At 71.1% G+C, this 18,577-nt stretch carries 17 protein-coding genes and 1 pseudogene; 12 read left to right on the plus strand and 6 right to left on the minus strand.

Annotated features, from left to right (window positions below; genetic code table 11):
- Position 1: 1 nt before the first annotated feature.
- On the plus strand, positions 2-739 hold the full coding sequence (locus ACWCPY_RS30365) for an NIPSNAP family protein (RefSeq protein ID WP_451270267.1): 738 nt from the start codon (positions 2-4) through the stop codon (positions 737-739).
- Positions 740-1,091: 352 nt separating this feature from the next.
- Positions 1,092-4,145: an FG-GAP-like repeat-containing protein gene (locus ACWCPY_RS30370; protein ID WP_451270269.1), complete on the plus strand. Its 3,054-nt coding sequence runs from the start codon at positions 1,092-1,094 to the stop codon at positions 4,143-4,145.
- A 255-nt stretch (positions 4,146-4,400) separates the two neighbouring features.
- Here the strand turns inward: ACWCPY_RS30370 and ACWCPY_RS30375 are convergent, their stop codons facing one another.
- Positions 4,401-4,913 carry a DUF5994 family protein gene (locus ACWCPY_RS30375; RefSeq protein ID WP_451270271.1) on the minus strand — a complete coding sequence of 171 codons (513 nt, stop codon included), beginning with the start codon at positions 4,911-4,913 and terminating at the stop codon, positions 4,401-4,403.
- 310 nt (positions 4,914-5,223) lie between these two features.
- Here ACWCPY_RS30375 and ACWCPY_RS30380 point away from each other — a divergent pair, with 310 nt between their 5' ends.
- Together ACWCPY_RS30380 and ACWCPY_RS30385 are read left to right on the plus strand one after the other, a co-directional pair.
- Positions 5,224-5,802 (plus strand): DUF5994 family protein, encoded by a 579-nt coding sequence (locus ACWCPY_RS30380; protein WP_451270273.1) that lies wholly within the window; start codon positions 5,224-5,226, stop codon positions 5,800-5,802.
- 134 nt (positions 5,803-5,936) lie between these two features.
- Positions 5,937-6,203, plus strand: a complete 267-nt coding sequence (locus tag ACWCPY_RS30385; protein ID WP_451270275.1) for a hypothetical protein — start codon at positions 5,937-5,939, stop codon at positions 6,201-6,203.
- Between the two features lie 392 nt (positions 6,204-6,595).
- Here the strand turns inward: ACWCPY_RS30385 and ACWCPY_RS30390 are convergent, their stop codons facing one another.
- Positions 6,596-7,744, minus strand: coding sequence for a site-2 protease family protein (locus ACWCPY_RS30390; protein ID WP_451270277.1), 1,149 nt, complete (start codon positions 7,742-7,744; stop codon positions 6,596-6,598).
- 264 nt (positions 7,745-8,008) lie between these two features.
- Between ACWCPY_RS30390 and ACWCPY_RS30395 the strand changes: the two genes are divergently transcribed.
- Positions 8,009-8,593, plus strand: coding sequence for a TetR/AcrR family transcriptional regulator (locus tag ACWCPY_RS30395; RefSeq protein ID WP_451270279.1), 585 nt, complete (start codon positions 8,009-8,011; stop codon positions 8,591-8,593).
- Between the two features lie 170 nt (positions 8,594-8,763).
- Positions 8,764-9,522, plus strand: coding sequence for an SDR family NAD(P)-dependent oxidoreductase (locus tag ACWCPY_RS30400; RefSeq protein ID WP_451270281.1), 759 nt, complete (start codon positions 8,764-8,766; stop codon positions 9,520-9,522).
- A 192-nt stretch (positions 9,523-9,714) separates the two neighbouring features.
- Here ACWCPY_RS30400 and ACWCPY_RS30405 read toward each other — a convergent pair whose 3' ends face one another.
- From ACWCPY_RS30405 to ACWCPY_RS30415, 3 genes and pseudogenes are all read right to left on the minus strand, one after another.
- A complete protein-coding gene (locus ACWCPY_RS30405; protein WP_451270283.1) occupies positions 9,715-10,497 on the minus strand; it encodes a polysaccharide deacetylase family protein in 783 nt (260 codons plus the stop codon).
- 317 nt (positions 10,498-10,814) lie between these two features.
- Positions 10,815-11,252: pseudogene (locus ACWCPY_RS30410) on the minus strand (RNA polymerase sigma factor); the annotation flags it as partial.
- A gap of 295 nt (positions 11,253-11,547) precedes the next feature.
- Positions 11,548-12,498 carry an alpha/beta fold hydrolase gene (locus ACWCPY_RS30415; protein ID WP_451270285.1) on the minus strand — a complete coding sequence of 317 codons (951 nt, stop codon included), beginning with the start codon at positions 12,496-12,498 and terminating at the stop codon, positions 11,548-11,550.
- A 128-nt stretch (positions 12,499-12,626) separates the two neighbouring features.
- Here ACWCPY_RS30415 and ACWCPY_RS30420 point away from each other — a divergent pair, with 128 nt between their 5' ends.
- Entirely contained in the window at positions 12,627-13,238 is a 612-nt protein-coding gene (locus ACWCPY_RS30420) for a TetR/AcrR family transcriptional regulator (RefSeq protein WP_451270287.1), read from the plus strand.
- 46 nt (positions 13,239-13,284) lie between these two features.
- On the opposite strand, the gene ACWCPY_RS30425 is transcribed toward ACWCPY_RS30420, so the two are convergent.
- On the minus strand, positions 13,285-14,448 hold the full coding sequence (locus tag ACWCPY_RS30425; RefSeq protein WP_451270289.1) for an MFS transporter: 1,164 nt from the start codon (positions 14,446-14,448) through the stop codon (positions 13,285-13,287).
- 265 nt (positions 14,449-14,713) lie between these two features.
- Here ACWCPY_RS30425 and ACWCPY_RS30430 point away from each other — a divergent pair, with 265 nt between their 5' ends.
- The 5 genes from ACWCPY_RS30430 to ACWCPY_RS30450 all read left to right on the plus strand — a co-directional run bounded on the left by ACWCPY_RS30430 (position 14,714) and on the right by ACWCPY_RS30450 (position 18,472).
- Positions 14,714-15,580, plus strand: coding sequence for an SCO2400 family protein (locus tag ACWCPY_RS30430; RefSeq protein ID WP_451270291.1), 867 nt, complete (start codon positions 14,714-14,716; stop codon positions 15,578-15,580).
- A gap of 328 nt (positions 15,581-15,908) precedes the next feature.
- Positions 15,909-17,135 (plus strand): ATP-binding protein, encoded by a 1,227-nt coding sequence (locus tag ACWCPY_RS30435; protein WP_451270293.1) that lies wholly within the window; start codon positions 15,909-15,911, stop codon positions 17,133-17,135.
- Positions 17,132-17,536, plus strand: coding sequence for a roadblock/LC7 domain-containing protein (locus ACWCPY_RS30440; protein WP_266417211.1), 405 nt, complete (start codon positions 17,132-17,134; stop codon positions 17,534-17,536). Before ACWCPY_RS30435 ends, ACWCPY_RS30440 begins: the two co-directional genes overlap by 4 nt.
- Positions 17,533-17,907, plus strand: a complete 375-nt coding sequence (locus ACWCPY_RS30445) for a DUF742 domain-containing protein (RefSeq protein ID WP_072487820.1) — start codon at positions 17,533-17,535, stop codon at positions 17,905-17,907. The genes ACWCPY_RS30440 and ACWCPY_RS30445 overlap by 4 nt, the downstream gene beginning before the upstream one ends.
- On the plus strand, positions 17,882-18,472 hold the full coding sequence (locus ACWCPY_RS30450; RefSeq protein WP_072487819.1) for a GTP-binding protein: 591 nt from the start codon (positions 17,882-17,884) through the stop codon (positions 18,470-18,472). Before ACWCPY_RS30445 ends, ACWCPY_RS30450 begins: the two co-directional genes overlap by 26 nt.
- The last annotated feature ends 105 nt before the right edge of the window (positions 18,473-18,577 follow it).

An 18,577-nucleotide genomic window follows, 5' to 3' on the forward strand; every position in this document is an offset into this window, starting at 1 on the left:
TGTGCCACCCACCGAACTCGTCGGCCCGCCGGCCGTGATCGAGCTTCGCCAGTACACGCTGCGTCCCGGCCGACGCGACGAACTCATCGAGCTGTTCGACCGGGAGTTCGTCGAGTCCCAGGAAGCCGTGGGGATGAGTGTGCTCGGCCAGTTCCGGGACCTCGACGATCCGGACCGCTTCGTCTGGTTGCGCGGATTCCGGGACATGGAGGTGCGCCATCGCGGGCTCGCGGACTTCTACGGCGGACCCGTCTGGGCCGAGCACGGTCCGCAGGCGAACGACACCATGCTCGACTCCGACGATGTCCTCCTCCTGCGCCCCGTGCCGGCCGGGGGCGGCTTCACCGGCTCCCTGTCCGGGCGGCCCCCGGTCAGCGCTTCGGAGCCTGACCGGTTCGTGTCCGCCACCGTGTGGTCCTTCCCTCCCGGGCGGCAGAACGGCATCGCGCTGATCCGGGACGGCCTCCTCCCGGCGCTCCAGGAGACGGGACCCGCACCGCTCGCCTTGCTGACCACCGAGCACGCGCCCAACACATTCGCCGCGCTGCCGGTCCGCGCCGGCGAGAACGTCGCCGCGATCTTCACCTCGTATTCCGACGAGAGTGCGCACCGTCGGCACCTCGCCGACCTGCGGGCCCACCCCCTCGCCCGGAACGAGATCCTGCCGGATGTCGAGCGGGAACAGACAGCAGCGCCTCAGGTGCTGCGACTCGGGCCGACCGGTCGCTCGCTGATCTGAATCCGAACCGGTGCCTCGGGAGAGACGGTCGGGGGCGCCTGCGGCAGGCCGCCCCCGCATCGAGAAGGCCGCGCCACAACGTGCCATCGTTCCCGCAGGTCAGAGACCACTCACCGGCTGAGGCGCCGAGTGGTTCCCAGGCTCGGTGCGCGAGTTCGTTTCCCGCCGCCCGCTCCATGAGCTGCCACCGCTCCCCGGCCCGTAGGTCATGCGCAGGTAAAATGCTATAGTCCGGCATTCGCCTGGGGGGGTGTCTGAACGTCCTGTGTGCCGCGCGTCCATGACGTGCGGTTCGACGGCGTACGCACAAGTCTCTCCAAGCCTTCGCCCACCGTCCCTGGAGAGGTCCTGCATGGGCAGACGTGCGCTCGTACGAGGCGCCACCGCCGCCACTGTTTCCTTCACGCTCGCCCTCGGGCTCGGCCCGCTCACGGCCGGGAGTGCGCATGGGGAGACGGTCACCGGAGAGGTGGTCGTGCCGGCCACCACGGCCATGGTTCCCCGGACGAGCCTGCTGAGCGCGGGCCCCTCGGGGTTCCTCCGGTACGAGGAGGGGCGGGGCCAGCTGTGGACGACGTACGACGGTGTCGACACGGTCGTCGACGCCTCGGGCACGGACGCGTACGGCGTCACGAGTGCCGGTGCCGGCTCGGACGTCGTCGCCCGCTACGACATCGATGCCCGGGCCGTGACGCTGCGGAACATGACGTCCGGTCAGGTCAGTACGATCGCGCTTCCCGACGGACACTCGTACTTCAGCACCCTCGGGTCGACGGTCGTCACGACGGTGGGAACCCCGGGCACCGGCTCCGTGTGGCATCTGCTGGACGTCCGGGCCGACGGCTCCGTCACCGACCGCACGGTGGAGGGCGTCCCCTCCGGCGTCTACCTGTCGTCCGCCGGAGGGCTGGGCGACGCGCACGGGCAGGTCGTGCGGTACCGGAAGGGCGACGACGAAGTCACCGGGTGGCTCGATGTCGAGCAGGGGCGCTTCACCGCCTTTCCGTACACCGTGCGGGCGTGGTACTACCTGGTCGCGCTCAGCGCCACCCATCTGGTGTGGTTCTACGACGGCACCCTGCACGTCGCCTCCCGCCAGGACCCGGCCGCCGCCGTGCGGACCGTTCGGGTCGGCGACATCGCGCAGGTAATGGGCCTGGTGGGGGACACCGTCATCGTGTCCCGGTACGACTCCTCCCTGGGCCGCTACGACATCAGCCGCCCGGTCTCGCGGGTGGAAGCCATCCCCCTCGACGGCTCCGCGCCGCGGACGCTGCTGGCCAGAACGTCGCAGCAGGCCATGCCGACTCCTGACGGCGGGCTGCTGGTCGCGGGCGGCGCCGACCCGGGCCACTGGGGCGTCTCCCTCATCGGGGCCGCCGGGGGCGGCGGGGTCACCGTGCGCCGGATCGCGGACGCGTACCCCCGGCAGACCGCCCGCACAGTCTCCCAGCTGACCCTCGCCCAGGGGCGGTTGACCACCGTGGAGCAGGACCCCGCGGGTGACTGGACGTATCTCCACACCCGGGAGACCGCAGTGGCCGGCTCCCCCACGGCGGGGACACGCACCACCCGCGGCCGTATCGTGGTGGAGAACTACTCGGAGGGCCGCCCGCGTCTCATCGACACCGGCGACGGCCGGACGGTCGTCTCCGGCTACGGCACGAGCGCCGCCCAGCAGCCCCAGCTCCTCGGGGCCGCCCAGTCGCTGCCCGGCACTCGCATCGACAGCTCCCGCAGCTACCGGACCGCGACCGCCGCCAACGGCCGCTTCGCCGCGCTGACCAGGCCGTACGACAGCACCGGTGCGGCGGAGACCCGGATCGTCGACCTCGACTCCGGGCGCACGGTGTACACGACCACGGATGCCGTGCGGGCGGTGTGGGGCACCACCCTGTGGGTGATGTCGGGGAATGACAGTGTGGTCCCCGTCGACCTGCTGACCGGGCAGCGGGGCGAGCCGGTGTGGTTCGGGCGCGGCTGCCTGCTGAACGACTTCCAGGCGGTCGGCCGTTGGCTGCTGTGGAACTGCGTGCTCAACTCGGAGGGCCAGGGCGTCTACGACACCGTCACCAAGCGGAACCTGACGCTCGTCTCCGGCTCCGGCTGGGAGCAGGCGCAGCTCGGCGACGGCTTCGTCGCGACCGCCGAGGACGGGCAGCTGAAGGTGATCGACGTGCGCGGCGGAACACCCGTGTCGCACACCGCCGGGAAGTTCGAGGGGAACGCCTGGGACGTCGACCCGTACACCGGCGTGATCGCCCAGCTCCGTTCCGACAACACCATCCGCCTGACCTCCAGCGACGTCCCCGTCTCCGCTCTCGTCCAGCGCGACGCCACCGTCGCCGCCTCCGTGGACGTCAAGGGCGGCGCCGCGCAGTGGAGTCCGAAGTGGTGGCTGAACAAGCCCGCGGCCTCCTGGAAGCTCGTGATCGGCAACAGGGCCGGTACGGCCGTGCGCACGCTCTCCGGCGGTCCGGCACGCGGTGTGGTGACCCCGGCCTGGAACGGCAAGGACGGCTCCGGCCGGCTGGTGCCCAACGGCGCCTACACCTGGAAGCTGACCGTCACCCCCGCGGACGGGCAGGGCGCGGCGCTGACCAGGGCGGGCACGGTCGAGGTCAGCGGAGCCGCCGCGGTCCGCCGCGACTTCGTCGGGTCGGACGGCTTCGGCGAGCTGATGACGCTGAACGGCTCGGGCGGGCTGACGTACCAGTACGGGACGGGGAAGGGAACGTTCACCGGGAAGCGGACGGGCTCCGGGTGGCCGACCACGGTGAAGGCGGTGCCCTTCGGCGACCTGAGCGGTGACCGGTGCAACGACGTGCTCGTCCGGTTCAGCAGCGGTGCGTTGCGCGCCTACCGGCCCGCGTGCGGGGCGGCGGTGACGCCCTCCACCGCGTACACCTCGCTGGGCACGGGCTGGAACCAGTACGACGTGCTGACCTCGCCCGGGGACATCAGCGGTGACGGCCGGGCCGACCTGATCGCCCGCCGGTCCTCGACCGGCGACGTCTACCTCTACAAGGCGACGAGCACGGGCAAGCTCTCCGCCAAGGTGAAGATCGCGTCCAAGTGGACGGGCTACAAGAAGATCCTGGGCGCGGGCGACCTCAACGGCGACGGTCACGGCGACCTGCTGGTGCAGGACAGGTCGAACGAGCTGTGGCGCTACGACGGCACCGCGACCGGCAGGTTCAAGAGCCGCGTGAAGGTCTTCGACAACTGGGGCTCGTCGTACAACGTGATCGTGGGTGTCGGTGACATCACCGGCGACGGCAGGGCCGACATCGTCTCCCGCGACACCTCCGGCACCGTCTGGCGCAACAACGGCAACGGCAAGGGCTCCTTCGGCGGCCGTACGAAGATCGCCACCGGTTGGCAGGGGTACAAGGGCCTGTTCTGAGCCGGCCTTCGCCACTGCCCCGCGGGCCCGGACGAGATGATTCGTCCGGGCCCGTTCCATGCCGCATGCCCAGGACACCCCGGCCACCGCTGCCCGGCGAACGAACCGCGCATGACCTGCGACCAGAACCGCGCCCGAGACGGTGCCTCAGGAGGAGGCCATCTGCGTGCGTACCCGCAGCTCAGAAGCCATATGCCGCAGCGCGATGCCGGGATTGCTCCCGGTCCGTGCCGGAAGACGGATCCACCATTCCGGTCATCCCGACTCCTCACGCTCGGTTGCCGGTTCGGGAAGCGTGGCGACTTCGGGAAGCGCGGCGACAAGGATGTCGGCAGCCTGGGTGACGTTGTCGGCGTCGACCGCACGGGCCATGGCGTCCCGTGCCGCGTCGGGTGTCGTGTCCGGCGGCACCACCAAGAGTGCGAAGTGGTCGTTGTCGCCGCGTGTGATGAGGGCGGTGTCGTCACCGACGGGAAAGGAGTCGAGGTGTATGACCCGGTCGTCGACGACCACACGAGTCGGGACATCATCCCAGGCAGCGGTGTCCAGGCCGACCCTCGTAATGGGGCCGAGGTGCGCGGTGAGCACCTCGATCAGGGCGGGCAGTTCGGCCGAGACATCCCGGGAGCGGGGCCACCAGGCGCCGTCGAGGATGCCTTCGCGCAAGTGCGTCGTCTGCAGCCGGAGCAGTGCCGTGCCCGGGTTCACCGCCCGATGGATCTCGTCCGGAAGGAGCTTCCGGGAGGTGGGGGCGTCAGATTCGGCCATGGTGGTCCGCCTGCCTGCGCGGGGCCGCCGACACCTCATGGCCGGCGAGATACCGCCGTGGTCTCACGGTACTCCGCGTGCCCGTGGTCATGCCCACGAGACTCCGCGTGCCCGTGGTCATGCCCACGAGCATCAGCCGGGCGGTGTGGCCGGTCGGAAATCACCTGGTCAGAACGGCTCGCCCGGCCGCGGCGCGGAGTAGGCTTCAAGTACCGGGAGTAACTCGAACACCCGCTCCCACGCGGACGTCGTTTCCGGCGATCAAGACACTGGGCCGTCCTGCAGGGCGGCCCGGAGACGGGTCCGCATCATGACCACGACCGTCGACCGCGGAGTGGTACGGGCGCTCGTTCCCCCGCTCCCGACGCGTATTTCCCTCACGCCGAAGACCACCCTCGCCGGCCAGTTGGACGGTGCCTGGTGGCCCTATTCGCGCGACCTGATCACCGAGCTTCCGTCCCTGGTCGAAGCGCTGGAAGGGCGTTGGGGACGCATCACGCGCGCCATGGTGAATCCCACCCGCTGGCCCGTCGTCCCGCACAAGGTTCCCGTCACCGGGCACACCGTGCACGTGGGCTGGTTCACCGAACAGGATCCCGACAAGATGATCCTGCTCTCCCACACCTCGGAGCGCTGTGACCTGCTGGTGATCCCGCCCGGGACCGAGCCCGCCGCGGCCGCCCGGCTGATGACCGCTGCCGCCGTCCCGGGCAGCGTCCTCACCGCCGGTGTGCTGATGTCCGAAGAAGCCGCGATCGGCCGCCGTATCCGCGACGCCCGAAGCAGCCAGGAGGCCTGGGAGACCGATGGCGGGTCCGCACTGCCGCCCCTCCAACATCCGGTCGTCGGCGCGCGGATGATCCCCCTGCCGGGGAACACGCAAGGGTGACGGCATCGAGACTCCGCGAGCACTCCTCGCGACCGAAGGCCGCGGGTGGGGCACCCGGCACCCGGGACCCGGGACCCGGGACCCGGGACAACGCACCCGTCGGTCTCTCGCTTCGCTCCGAAGGGAGCACCGTCTTGTACCCCGTCGAGAACGAGCCCCTGCCGCAGGCAGGACATGCCGAGATCCGGATCGTCGCCGCCACTCCCGAAGCCGCCCGCGCGGTCGCCGAAGTGATCCGCCGCTGCTTCGCCGGAACGGAACAGCGCAGCTACCCCACCCCCGGGGGCGGCACCCGGCTCCACCTCACCGTGGACACCGGATCGGCCGCAGGACCCGCCCTCTCCTGGCTCGCCAGCAGCAGACCGTTCGCGCACACCGGCGCCCACGGCGACGAAGTCTGAGGAGCAACGGGCCCCGGCCCACCAGGGAATCCGCCGCACGGTGACCGAAGAGGAACGCGGCCGAGCCGGACTGCCCGAGGGCCGACCCGTCCACCGCTCACCCCGGCACCTACGGCCTCCGCGGCCCCGTTCGGGCACACGAACGAGGGGGACGGGTCCTGCCCGACAGCCCGCTCTTCCCCCCGGCCGGTCCGGCCCGAAGTCGTACAATTGAAGCTGGATCGAGCACTCTCACGTGTGACGATCCGGAAGGGCGGCCCCGGCGGAGTGAATGCGTTGGGGCCGTTGGGACGACGGCCGCCATGAGGCCCGCACACCCCGACGTCATGTCGCCGCCCGGTGCTGGTCACCCACCTCGCGCGCGAGGTCTCCTGGAACGGAGCGTGCTCCCGCTACGGGGCGCGCCAGGGCTCAGTCGGTCCCTTGGCCTTCAGTGCGTGCCGCTGGGTCAGCCGTGAGATGTCCTTCGCGGTGACGATCCCCACCAGATGGTGCCCGTCCACGACGAGAATGCGCATGCCAGTACCCGGGCGGAGCTTGTCGAGAGCCTCACTCAGAAGATCACTCGGGGCGGCAACCGCGCACTGTGACAGCGGGATCGCCACCTCGCGCACGCGCAACGCCTCCCGGTGCGCTCCCGGTACCCGGGCAAGTCTGCGTGTCTGAACGATCCCGCTGGGACGGCCTTCGGAATCGAGCAGCGGCACGGCGGAATGGCGGGAGTTCACAGCCACCTCGTCGATGAAATGCCGGATGGTCAGCCAGTCGGCGCCGGCGGTCACCGGGCTGGACATGGCATCGGCGACCTTGACGCCCCGCAGTGCCGTGTGGATCACGGCGCGCTGCCGTTCCGCACCGGCGACAACCGTGATGAAGAGACCGACGAATACGAGCCACAGCCCGCCCGGCACCCCGCGCAGGAAGGAGATCCAGCCGAAGGCCATCAGCAGCCCGCCCACGACCTGGCCGCTCCGGGAGGCCACCCGATCCGCACGTTCCCGGTCTCCGGTACGCCACCACAACAGCGCCTGCACCACCCTTCCGCCGTCGAGCGGCGCAGCGGGAAGGAGGTTGAATGCACCCAGGAAGAGGTTGGCCCAGCCGAGCCACACCAGAACGGCGGCGGGCACCGCCCAGCCGGACAACGCGTGCAGCCCGATTCCCGCTCCGAGCGCGGCGCTTCCGATGGCCAGGCTGGTGAGCGGCCCGCTGATCGCCACTGCGAAAGCCACCGCCGCCGTCGGTGGTCGCCCCATCCGGGTCATCCCGCCCAGCGCCCACAGCGTCACGTCCTGTACCGCGATCTTCTTCCTGCGGGCAATCGCAGCGTGTGCCGTCTCGTGGAGCAGGAGGCTGCCCATGAGCAGCACGGCCCCCACGGCACTGGCGAAGGTGTAGACCGCGTTCGAGCGCCCTGGAGTCCACACGGGGAGGGTCTGGCGGCCAAGACCGTACGCGAACAGGACGACCAGCAGCGGCACGCTCCAGTGCATCCGCAGTGGTACCCCGACAACCTGTCCGACACGGACCGAGCCGTTCATCGTCGTCTCCCGCCGGCCCGGCACCCGGTCCACCGGTCAGGACCTCGCGACCCGACTCCATGAACCGACCAGCACGGCACCCACCCACAATTGTCGCTCTCAAAATCGCCCGCAGTCGGCCCAGGCCCGGGACGAGTCCAGCCGGCGGCGGGGGACCTGCCGTCAGGCATCCCCGGGCGACCGCCGCGGGTCCTCAAGTGCGCCGGCTCCGCCGCGACGGGCTTTTATTGACCGATCGTTCCACAAAGACTTAGGGTCTCCGGTGTGGCCAGGACCAAGGAATTCGATCCGGACGCCGCGCTGCAGTCGGCCCTTGAGCTGTTCTGGCGGCGCGGCTACGAAGCGACGTCGATGGCCGACCTCGTCGAGCACCTCGGCATCGGTCGCGCCAGCATCTACGCCACCTTCGGCAACAAGCACGAGCTCTACCTGAAGGCCATGGACAGGTACACCGAGGGGCACGATCCACTCCTCCTCGCCGAACTCTCCCGGCCGGGAGCCGCACTGCCGGGGGTGCGGGCGCTGGTACGCCGCTTCGCCTCGGAAGCCACCTCCCCCGACGGCCGGCTGAATGGCTGCCTCATCACCAACACCGCGGCCGAGCTGGCACCGCACGACCCCGCGGCGGCCCGTCGGGTCGAGATCAGCTGGGAGCACATCGAAACCGCGCTGCACTCCGCGCTCGTACGGGCCCAGGACCAGGGCGAGTTGACCGAGGAGCGCGATCCGCGCGCGTTGGCCCGCATGCTGCTCGTCCTGCTTCAGGGCGTGCGGATCGTCGGCAAGGCGTCCAGTGATCCCGCCCGGGTGCGGGATGCGGCCGAGCAGGCGCTGACCCTGCTGGACTGAGCCCCCACGCGCCGGAGCCACGGGGCCGTTCCCGCACACCCAAATATTGGACCGATCGATCCAATATCAAGTCGCGCGTCGCGACTCCTGGTTCCTGGCCGCTACGGGGCCGCCCTTGCCCTCCTGAACCACCGCACCGCGTCATCCGCTGCTCAAAAGGAGTTGTCGAAATGAACCGCTTCAACGGCACAACCGTGCTCGTCACGGGCGCGGGCTCCGGTCTCGGCCGCGCGATCGCGCTCGCCTTCGCCGCCGAGGGCGCATCCGTGGTCGCCGCGGGGCGCACCGCGGCCTCCCTGGACGAGACGGTCGGCCTCATCGAGGCGGCCGGCGGCACGGCTGCCGCCGTCACCGCCGATGTCACCGACTCCGGCCGGCTCCGCAACCTCGTGCGCGAGACCGTCACCCGCTTCGGCGGGCTCGACATCGCGGTCAACAACGCCGGGATACTCCGCGGCACCGTACCTGTCGGGGAGGTGAGCGAGGAGGACTGGGACGCGGTGCTGCGGACCAATGTCACCGGCGTCTGGCTGGCCATGAAGCACGAGATCGCGCACATGAGGGAGAACGGCGGTGGAGTCATCGTCAATGTCTCCTCCAACCTGGGCGCACACCTGCGTGTCCCGAACGCCGCCGCGTACATCACCTCGAAGGCGGCTGTCTCCGCACTGACCCGTGCCGCCGCTCTCGACCACATCCACCAGGGCATTCGCATCAACGCGGTCAGTCCGGGCGCCTCCGCCGCTCCCATGTCGCTCCTGCCCGGCGAGACCGAGGCCGACCGTACCGAGCGGGTGAAGTCGCAGAACCCACTCGGGCGGGTCGCGGAGGCCGAGGAAGTGGCCGCCGCGGTGCTCTACCTCGCCTCGCCCGCGGCCGGCGCGGTGGTCGGCACGGACCTGGTCATCGACAGCGGGGCGTCCGCCTGACGGCTCGCGGGCGGGGGCGACCGCCCCGCCACTACGAGGACGGCGAGCCGGGCCGTCTCCAACGGTGGTGGACGACGTCGGTGGGAGACGGCGCCGGTGACAGACGACATCGGTGGGAGACGGCCGCCTCGTTCGTACCTGTCTGCCGGTGCCACGGGGGCGGGGCGTCATGTCGGTGCGGGCGGGCCTCGCTCACCGCACGGGGAAGCCGAAGGAGTACCCCTGCTGCCTCAGCCAGGGCAGGATCTCGCGCAGGGTGGCCACGGTCTGGGAGCGGTCCCCTCCCGCGTCGTGGAAGAGGACGGTCGGCCCGTTGGCGATCTCGCGCTTGACGGTGGCGACCATGGTGTCCACACCGGGACGCTCGAAGTCCCTGGAGTCGACGTTCCAGCCCAGCGGCCGCATCCCCCGGGACGCGGCAAGGTGCCGGCTGTACGGGGTGAAGGCACCGCCCGGGGCCCGGTAGTACTGCGGCCGGACACCTCCGGACGCCTTGGTGATCATGCGTTCGGCATCCAGGATCTGCTGGGACTGGTATGCCTCGGACTTGGTGTCCATGGCGGTGTCGTGCGAGACCGTGTGGTTGCAGAGCCGGTGCCCGGCCGCCACGACCTCTTTGACCAGGTCCGGGTATGCCTGGGCCTGCGTGCCCACCATGCAGAACGTGGCCTTCACGCCGTTGTCCTTGAGCAGTTGCAGCACCTGCGGCGTCCAGGTCGGGTCCGGTCCGTCGTCGATGGTGATGTTGACGCCCCGGGCGCCGCGGTCCGAGGCGTGCGCGATGTCCTCCGCCACCTTGGTCACCTTCCCGTCCTGGTGCCGGGCGTCCGGCGTCGAGACACCCGCCTGCGGCAGCCGCCCTCCGGCGGTGTCGGCCTGCGCGGTCCACACCGAAGCGGCAGCGGCCACCGCCGTCACCCCGAGCGCCGCCCCCAGAAGCCGGCTGTGCCATCCCCTTCCCTTGTGCTTCGCCATGCCCGCCCGCCCCTTTGCTGTCTCCGCCGATGCCCTGCCCTGCTCTGCTCTGCTCCGCTCTCATCAAGTCATACGAACACCGCTACGGGATACCTCTGTTACCGATCACGGACGAACCCGCAGGGGACCGGCGACAAACGCCGGAGACCCGCGACGGATGAGGAGAACCCCGCACGGCTCACCGCCTCCCCACGTCGTGAGCCGTGCCTTCCGCGACGGCCCGGAGCTTGTCCGGGTTGGCCACGTCGTGGATGGTGGTGATGCGGCCGTCGCCGGCTGCCGTCCACCGGCCCGGTGCGGTGGCTTCGCGCCCGGGGACGCCGGGCGGTCCTGCTGCCCGCGGCTCTTCGGCCCCGTCTCCGTACGACCGGGCGTCGGGGGGCGGCGATCGCCGCCGCCACCCGGCTCGCCTCCAGGCGCTGCAGCACCTCGTCCTCGAACGAGGGCATGACGACGTCCGGCACCGGTCCGTGACTGCGCGTCATCAGCCGTGCCCGTCGCAGGCACTCGTTGCGCACGATGCGGAACATCCACGACGCCAGCGCACCCGAGGCCCGCAGCATCCCGATCCTGCGGTACAGGATGATCAGCGCTTCCTGTGCGGCGTCCTCCGCGTCCTGGGGAGAGGCGCACAAGGAATGTGCGAACCGCCGCACATGCGGGTGCGAGCCCGACACCAGAGCGGCTGCGGCCTCGGGGTCGCCCTCCTGCGCCGCGGCGATCAGCTGATCGCCGGGCCATGCGAAGTCAGCCATGCGATCGCCCCCGCCGGCGCCGTACGAAGACAGCGCACGTACAGATGAGCACAGCCGCGACGATGGCGGCACCAATGATCACGACACACCTCCGGTTCCCGTGCCGACCTCGTGTCCGCACAGGGATGAGAGGCGCGATCACCGCCGAAGGATTCACCCCCGCACGGCCGCACGGCGCGATGCGACGGAACAGGGCACGCTCCGGCAGTGACGGCGACCGTGGCTCCGGTGCCCGGAGCACGAGTCCGGCTCCGGGCACCCGCTCCATGACGAAGGCTCCCGGCGAGCAGCGGTGTTACACCTCGACCCCGTCCCGGTTCGCGGAACGGCCGAGGGAGTCGACGTCCTCCATGAACTCCAGCATCCGGGCGTTGACCAGGTCGGGGTGGTCGATCTGCGGTCCGTGGCCGGTCGCGGCGATGATCTCCGCACGGGCTCCGGGGATCAGGCGCGGGACGCGCTCCAGTTGCCGCTGCGGGTGCACCAGCAGGCTGCGCTTGCCCATGATCAGGTGGAACGGCGTCCGGATGGAGCCCAGTTGCTCGTCGGAGAGCGGCAGCGGTGCGGGGCGGCGGATCCTGAAGGCCCGGGCGCCCACCTGGACCCACTTCCGCAACTCGGGAACGGCGATGACCGGCTGCTCCAGCCAGGAAGCGAGGCGGGGGCGCAGCGCCTTGGGGGCGAAGCTGGCGAAGAGGCTCACGAAGACCCAGGCGAAGAAGCGCAGACCCACCTTCTCCAGGCCGCCGGGATCGAGGGCGGTGACCGAGGCGAGCCTGCCGGGCCGCAGGTGAGCCTGGTTGATGACGAGCCAGCCGCCGTAGGAGGAGCCGACGAGGTGGACCCGGTCCAGGCCGAGCGCGTCGAGTGCCTCGTCCATCCACTGGGCGGCACGCTCGGGCTGCCACATGGGCTCGCGGTGGACGCTGCGCCCGGCGTCGCCGGGGGTGTCGAGCGCGTAGACGGGCCGTTCGCCGCTGAGCGCCGGGGTGTTGGGGTACCACATCGCCGAGCAGTAGCCCGCGCCGTGGATCAGGACGACCGGCGTGCGGGATTCGGCGGCGGGGTCCGTGGGGCCGTACCGGTAGACGTGCGTGGTGCCGAAGCTCGTCTCGACGTCCGTCTCGGAACGAACGGGTGCGCCCATCGCGTAGAGGACGTCGCAGGCGGCGAAGTACCGCTCGCGCAGGGCGTCGTTGACGTAGCGGCCGACGTCGCGGCGGGCTCGGGTGGTGTTCTCGGGCACGGCGGCACCTCCGGTGAGGAATCGTCCTTCGTAATACGACCGTATCACCATGCTGATACGGCGGTACCATGAAGGGGTCCGGGCAGCCGGACCGCGCAGGCACGACCGACGGGTGGAGACACGAGAGCATGCCGAAACGCGTGGACCACGAGGAACGGCGCAGCCAGATCGCCGAGGCGCTCGTCCGGGTCGCCGGACGACGCGGACTGCACGCGGTCGGCATGCGGGACGTGGCGGCCGAGGCCGGTGTCTCGCTGCGGCTGGTGCAGTACTACTTCGGGACCAAGGAGAAGCTGCTGCTGCACGGGCTCCAGCATCTGACCGACCGGTTCACCGCCCGCGTGGGCGCCCGCCTCCGGGCCGGCGGCGCGGACACCGGACCGCGCGCGACCGTCGAGGCCCTGCTCCTGACCTCCCTCCCGACCGACGAGGAGAGCCGGACCTTCCACCTCCTCTACACCTCGTACGCGATCCTGTCCGTGACCGACGAGGCGCTGGCCGCCCAGCCCTTCATCGAGAATCCCGACGCCGCCGAGGACGCCCTGACCGGGCTGCTGCGCCGGGCCCAGGAGGCCGGTCTCGCCGATCCCGGCGTGGACGCGCGCACGGAGGCCATCGGCCTGCTCGCCATGGCGGCGGGCATGGGCACCAGCATCCTGGTGGGCCAGCGGGGCCCGGAGTCGGCAGCCGAGGTGCTGCGCCACCACCTCGACCGCGTCTTCACGCCCGCGACACCGTGAGCGCGGTGGCCCGGCAGGACTTCCGCGGCACCGGCCGGGGCGATGCTCAGGGCCGGACCTTCGGGGCCCCGCGCACGGGGATCACGAAGCATGCAGCGGCGGCCAGCACTCCCGCCAGCAGGAAGCCCCGCGCGTAACCGGCCGAGCCGATCAGCCCGCCCAGCAGTGGCGGCGTCAGCGACGCGGCGAGGTTCTGGCCGGTGTTCTGGACGCCCATGGCCCGGCCCGACCAGGAGCTCCCGGCGAGCTCGGCGGTGGCGGTGAAGGCGAGCCCGTTGGTGCTCGCGGTGACACCGCAGGCGACGACCATCGCGAGGTCCGTCAGCGGCGAGGGCCACAGCGCGCCCAGCGCGGTCGCGCCCATGACGACGGCGATGCACACGGACAGCTGTCGCATCGGCCGCATCCGGCTGCCGACCCGGTCGGACCAACGGCCCGCAGCGACCCGGGACGCCGCCCCCAGCACCTGTGACACCACCAGGAGTTGCCCGGCGTGCACGGCGCTCCAGCCCCGTACGTCGATCAGGAACACCATCGCGAAGGCGTTCGTGGCGAACTGCGGTACGCACAGCAGCGCGCTGGAGGCGTGGATGCGCCACAGCCCGGAGTGGCGGTACGGGTTGGGGGCCGGTTCCCGCCCCGCGGCCCGCGCGGTGCGGGGCGGATCCGAGGTCAGCGCGCCGACGAGCACGGCCACGACACCGCACAGCACCGCGCAGAACAGCACGGTCCCCGCCAGGCCGCCGCGCGCGGCGAGCGCGGGGACCACCAGGGCGGCGATGCCCATGCCCAGCGGGGTCGACGTCTGCCGGATTCCCATGGCGAGCCCGCGCTCCCGGGCGGAGAACCATCCGACGACGAGCCGGCCGCTCGCCGCGGAGACCGAGGCGCTCGCCGCCCCGGCCAGCGCCAGGAGCACGCCCAGGGGAACCAGGCCGTTCACCGTGGCGCCCAGGGAGAGGAGTACGGCCGTCATGGCCAGACCGGAGGTGATGACGACCCGCTCGCCGAAGCGGTCGACCAGGGCGCCCCAGGCTATGAGCGTCAGCATGAGGCCGACCGTGGGACAGGCGATCAGCAGCCCGACCTGGCCGAGCGTGAGCCCGTTGTCCCGCCTCAGCGCCTCCGAGGTGTACGGGAGTCCGTAGAGGAAGGTGCAGGCGACCGTCTGCGCCGCGGTCCCGAGAGCCAGCATCATCCAACGGCGCACAGCGTCCCTCCCCGTTCCTCCCTGGTACGTGTGGGTTGAAACTATTGCATCGCATCCACCATGCAAGACAGGTCGTCTCATATCGTGAACACATCCGGAGGCAGGAACGGGCCGGCCGTCGGCGAACAATCTTCGCGAGAGCAACACACCGACTGCGCACAACCTCCCGCAGGTGCCGTTACGTTGTTGCCCGCTCGATCGTGAGTGCGAACTTGAACAGGTCGCCGGAGTTCCTGGTGACACAGTCAGCGCAGAGAGATCGCGGATGGACTACTGCTCCTCGTGCCGTCGGACGCTCAACGGGGCCCTGGCGTGCCCCGGATGCGGTGCGTACGCGCCGGACATCGCCCCGCACGGCCATCACCGGCACAGCCCGGCAGCGGCGACGACCGTGGCACCCATGGCCACCGTCAGGGTGGTGGAGGAATGGCCGGCGCAGGAGTTCCCCGACTCGGCCGGCTATTTCGACACGCCGCACATCGAGGCCGAGCCCGCCGCCCCCGCCCCGCACGTCGAGGCCGAGCCGCACATGCCGGCCGCCCCCGCCCCGCAGGGCCGTGCGGCCAGGCGTCGCCAACTGGCGCGCTGGAAGAAGCACCGGCGCCGGGCGGTGCTCGCGTCGACCGTCGCGCTCGTCGGGGGCGGCCTGACCCTCGCCGTACTCCCGTCCCGGCCGTCCACCGCCCACAGCACGCAGGCCTCCACGGCGCCGGAGCCGAAAGCCACGGCCACCGCCGCGGACCGTACCGACGCCCCCCACACCGAGACGGACGCCGGTACGGACACGGATGCCGGTGCCGATTCGCCCTCTCCCGTACGCCCGCGCACCCTCGACGCGCGGGGCTCCGCCGCCGATGGCCGGTCGCACGCGGTCACCGGTCCACCACGGGCCGCCGCCGCGGTGCCCGCCACGGTCACGAAGAGCACGCGCCACACCGTCACAGCCGCCCGCCCCGCCACGGCGACGAGCCCTCGGCCTCCTGCCGGCAGCGCCCCGGCCCCGCGCACGACCACGCCCGCACCCGCCCCCTCGCAGGCCGGCGACCCGGCTGCGGACGCGCCGCCCCCGAGCCCCGCGCCGGAGACGACCCGGCCGGGCCGGATCTGCGTGCTCGTCCTCTGCGTCGGCTGACCGTCCCCCGGCCGATTTCCGGCCGTTCTCCGACCGTTCCCCGGCCGACTTCCGACCGCCTCCGCAGCGGCCTTGTTGTGAACATTCCGCGCAAGAGTGCAACTGGCGTGTCGGTCTTGACAATTGCCCACCTGACCGATGTTAAGATCATCTTACTTCCAGTGGGCTGACGGCATATGGGGGCATTCCGGGAGGGATGAATTCCTCGGCCCCACACCCGGAGGGGCCCTCCCTGGGTGGCGCAGACCGCGGCTAGACCGGCCCGGCGCTGCGGCACGTGAGGGAGCGTCAAGCCGTATCCATAGCCATGGCACTTGAAGTGAGTCTCATGACATTTGCACAGGGCCCTCTTCTGTGGGCACTGGTTGTCGTCGCGCTGGTCGCCGTGGGTGCCGTTCTGCGGGCTCGCAAGACCAACATCGGACTGCGCAGACAGAACTCCGAACTCCACCAGCAAAGAGACACGTTGCAGCGCCAGCGTGACGAACTCCACGTCGCGTACACCGGCCTGACCCATCAGCACTCCGGCGAGCTGGCCGAGGTCCGCAAGGACGCCGAGGAGGAGACCAAGGCGGTCCTGAAGGCCGCCGTGCGTACCCTCCAGGGGCTCGCGGACGAGCAGCAGGTGGTCATCGAGAACGCCCAGCAGAAGTACGGCGACGACCCCGGCATCCTCGCCGACCTGATGGCCGTCGACCACGCCAACAGCCAGTTCGGACGCCGGGCCCAGGGCATCGCGGTGCTGTGCGGCGGCTGGCTCGGGCGCCGGGAGACCGTCGCGTCCGTCTTCGACGTGGCCCGCAGCGCCCAGGGCCGTATCCGGCAGTTCGACCGGGTGCGGATCAACGGGCAGGTGAACTTCTCGGTCGTCAGCAAGGCCGTGGAGCCCGTGGCCGTCGTCCTCGCCGAGCTGCTGGCCAACGCCACCAACTACTCCGCTCCCGGCGCCCCGGTGGAGATCAACATCCAGGCCGTCCCGACGGGCGTCTGCCTCATCGTCGACGACGCCGGTCTCGGCATGGGCCAGGAGGAGAAGGACCGCGCCGCGGCCCTCCTCGCGCCGCAGGCCGCGATCAGCGTCTCCAGCCTGGGCATTCCCCCGCAGTTCGGGTTCGCCGTCTCCGGGATGCTGGCCGCCCGCTACGGGTTCAAGGTCTCGGTGGACTCCGTATCCCCCTATGGAGGCGTACGCGCCGTGGTTCTCCTGCCCGACGAGTTGCTGACCGGCGATGTGCCCGCGCCGCCGCCCCCGGTCGCCGAGCGCCACGACGCGGAGATCTCGGCGCTCCCCCGGCGCCAGGCGCCCGCGCCGTCCCCGACCCCGCTGTTCCCGCCGGCCGCGCAGCCGGTCGCCACTGGGCTGCCCACCGGGCCCGCCACCACCGCCGGTGGTCTGCCCAAGCGTCGTCGCAAGAGCCCGGTGTCGGTCGTGCCGTCGTCCGAGCCCGGGCCGGTGCGCAGCAACGAGGAGACCGCTTCCCGTCTGGGCGCGTTCCAGCGCGGTACCCGGTCCGGGCGTGACATGACGACGATGGAAGGACCCGAGTTCCAGTGAACCCCGATCTGTCCTGGGTGCTCAACGATGTGCTCCAGGTACCCGGCGCACGGCACGCGATCCTCGTCTCCGCCGACGGTCTGCTGCTGGCCAACTCCAGTGAGATCGGCCGGGACGACGCGGAGACCGTGGCGGCCGCGATGAGTTCCATGCAGTCGCTGAGCCGGGCCGTCGCGCCCTTCATCGGGGCCCAGGCCCCGGGCCGCTGGCGCCAGACGCTGCTGGAGTACGACCACGGCTGGATCTTCCTGATCGCGGCGGGCACCGGTGCCTACCTGGCGGCGGCCGCGGCGGCCGACGTGGACATGGAGGCCATGTCCTTCCGCATGCAGCAACAGGTCACCGCGCTGGGGAAGGCGATGACCACACCTCCCCGCCAGGACGCGGGAATCGACGTATGACGACGCCGGGCGAGGAGCAGGCGGTCAACAGCGGGTTCGTCCGGTCGTACGTGATCACCGGGGGGCGCGGCCTGCCCGATGCGGAGGGACTCTCCCTCGTCACCCTGGTCACCATCGCACCCGACCGGCAGCCGCCCCCTAACCCGAGCCCGGAGGTCCGGGCCATCTGGGAGCTGTGCTCCGGCGGCTATCTCTCGGTGGCCGAGGTGGCGGGCCACCTCGGCCAGCCGGTCGGTGTGGCGCGTCTGCTGCTGAACGATTTAGCTGAACAAGGTCATCTGATGCGCCGCAAGGCGCCACCGCCGGCTCAGCTCGTTGACAGGAAGATCCTCGAAGAGGTGTTGCATGGACTCCACGTCCGGTTCGGCTGACAGCATCTATGTGCCGGACGCGGTTCGGCGTGCGGCGAAGATTCTCGTCGTCGGGCACTTCGCCGTGGGCAAGACGACGCTCATCGGCACCCTCTCCGAGATCACGCCGCTGCGCACCGAGGAGCGGATGACCCAGGCCGGGGCGCACATCGACGATCTGCGCGGTGCACCCGACAAGGTGACCACGACGGTCGCGCTGGACTTCGGCCGTCTGACGCTCAGCGACGAACTGGTGCTGTACCTGTTCGGTACGCCGGGCCAGCAGCGCTTCGTCGAGCTGTGGGAGGACATGGCCCGCGGCTCGCTCGGCGCGCTGCTCCTCGTCGACCCGGCCCGTCTCGCCGACACCTTCCCGGTGATCGACCTGGTCGAGACGTACGGGCTGGAGTACGCGGTCGCCGTCAACAGCTTCGATCCGTACTCCCGGCACGCCGAGGAGGAGTTGCGCGAGGCTCTCGATCTGCTGCCGGACACCCCCGTCGTGTACTGCGACGCCCGGGACGAGAAGTCGTCCGCGCAGGCCCTGATCACTCTGGTCCAGCACCTTCTGGCACACGTGGCCTGAGGAGCTGTCGCCCGGCCGCCGTTCGGACGGCCCAGGTCGGGCGATGGCTCCCGGGCCCGTTCTCCGTCCACCGTCCGGGCCCCTCGGGGCCCGCGATCACATCGA

This window comes from Streptomyces sp. NPDC002403 (genome assembly GCF_053593015.1).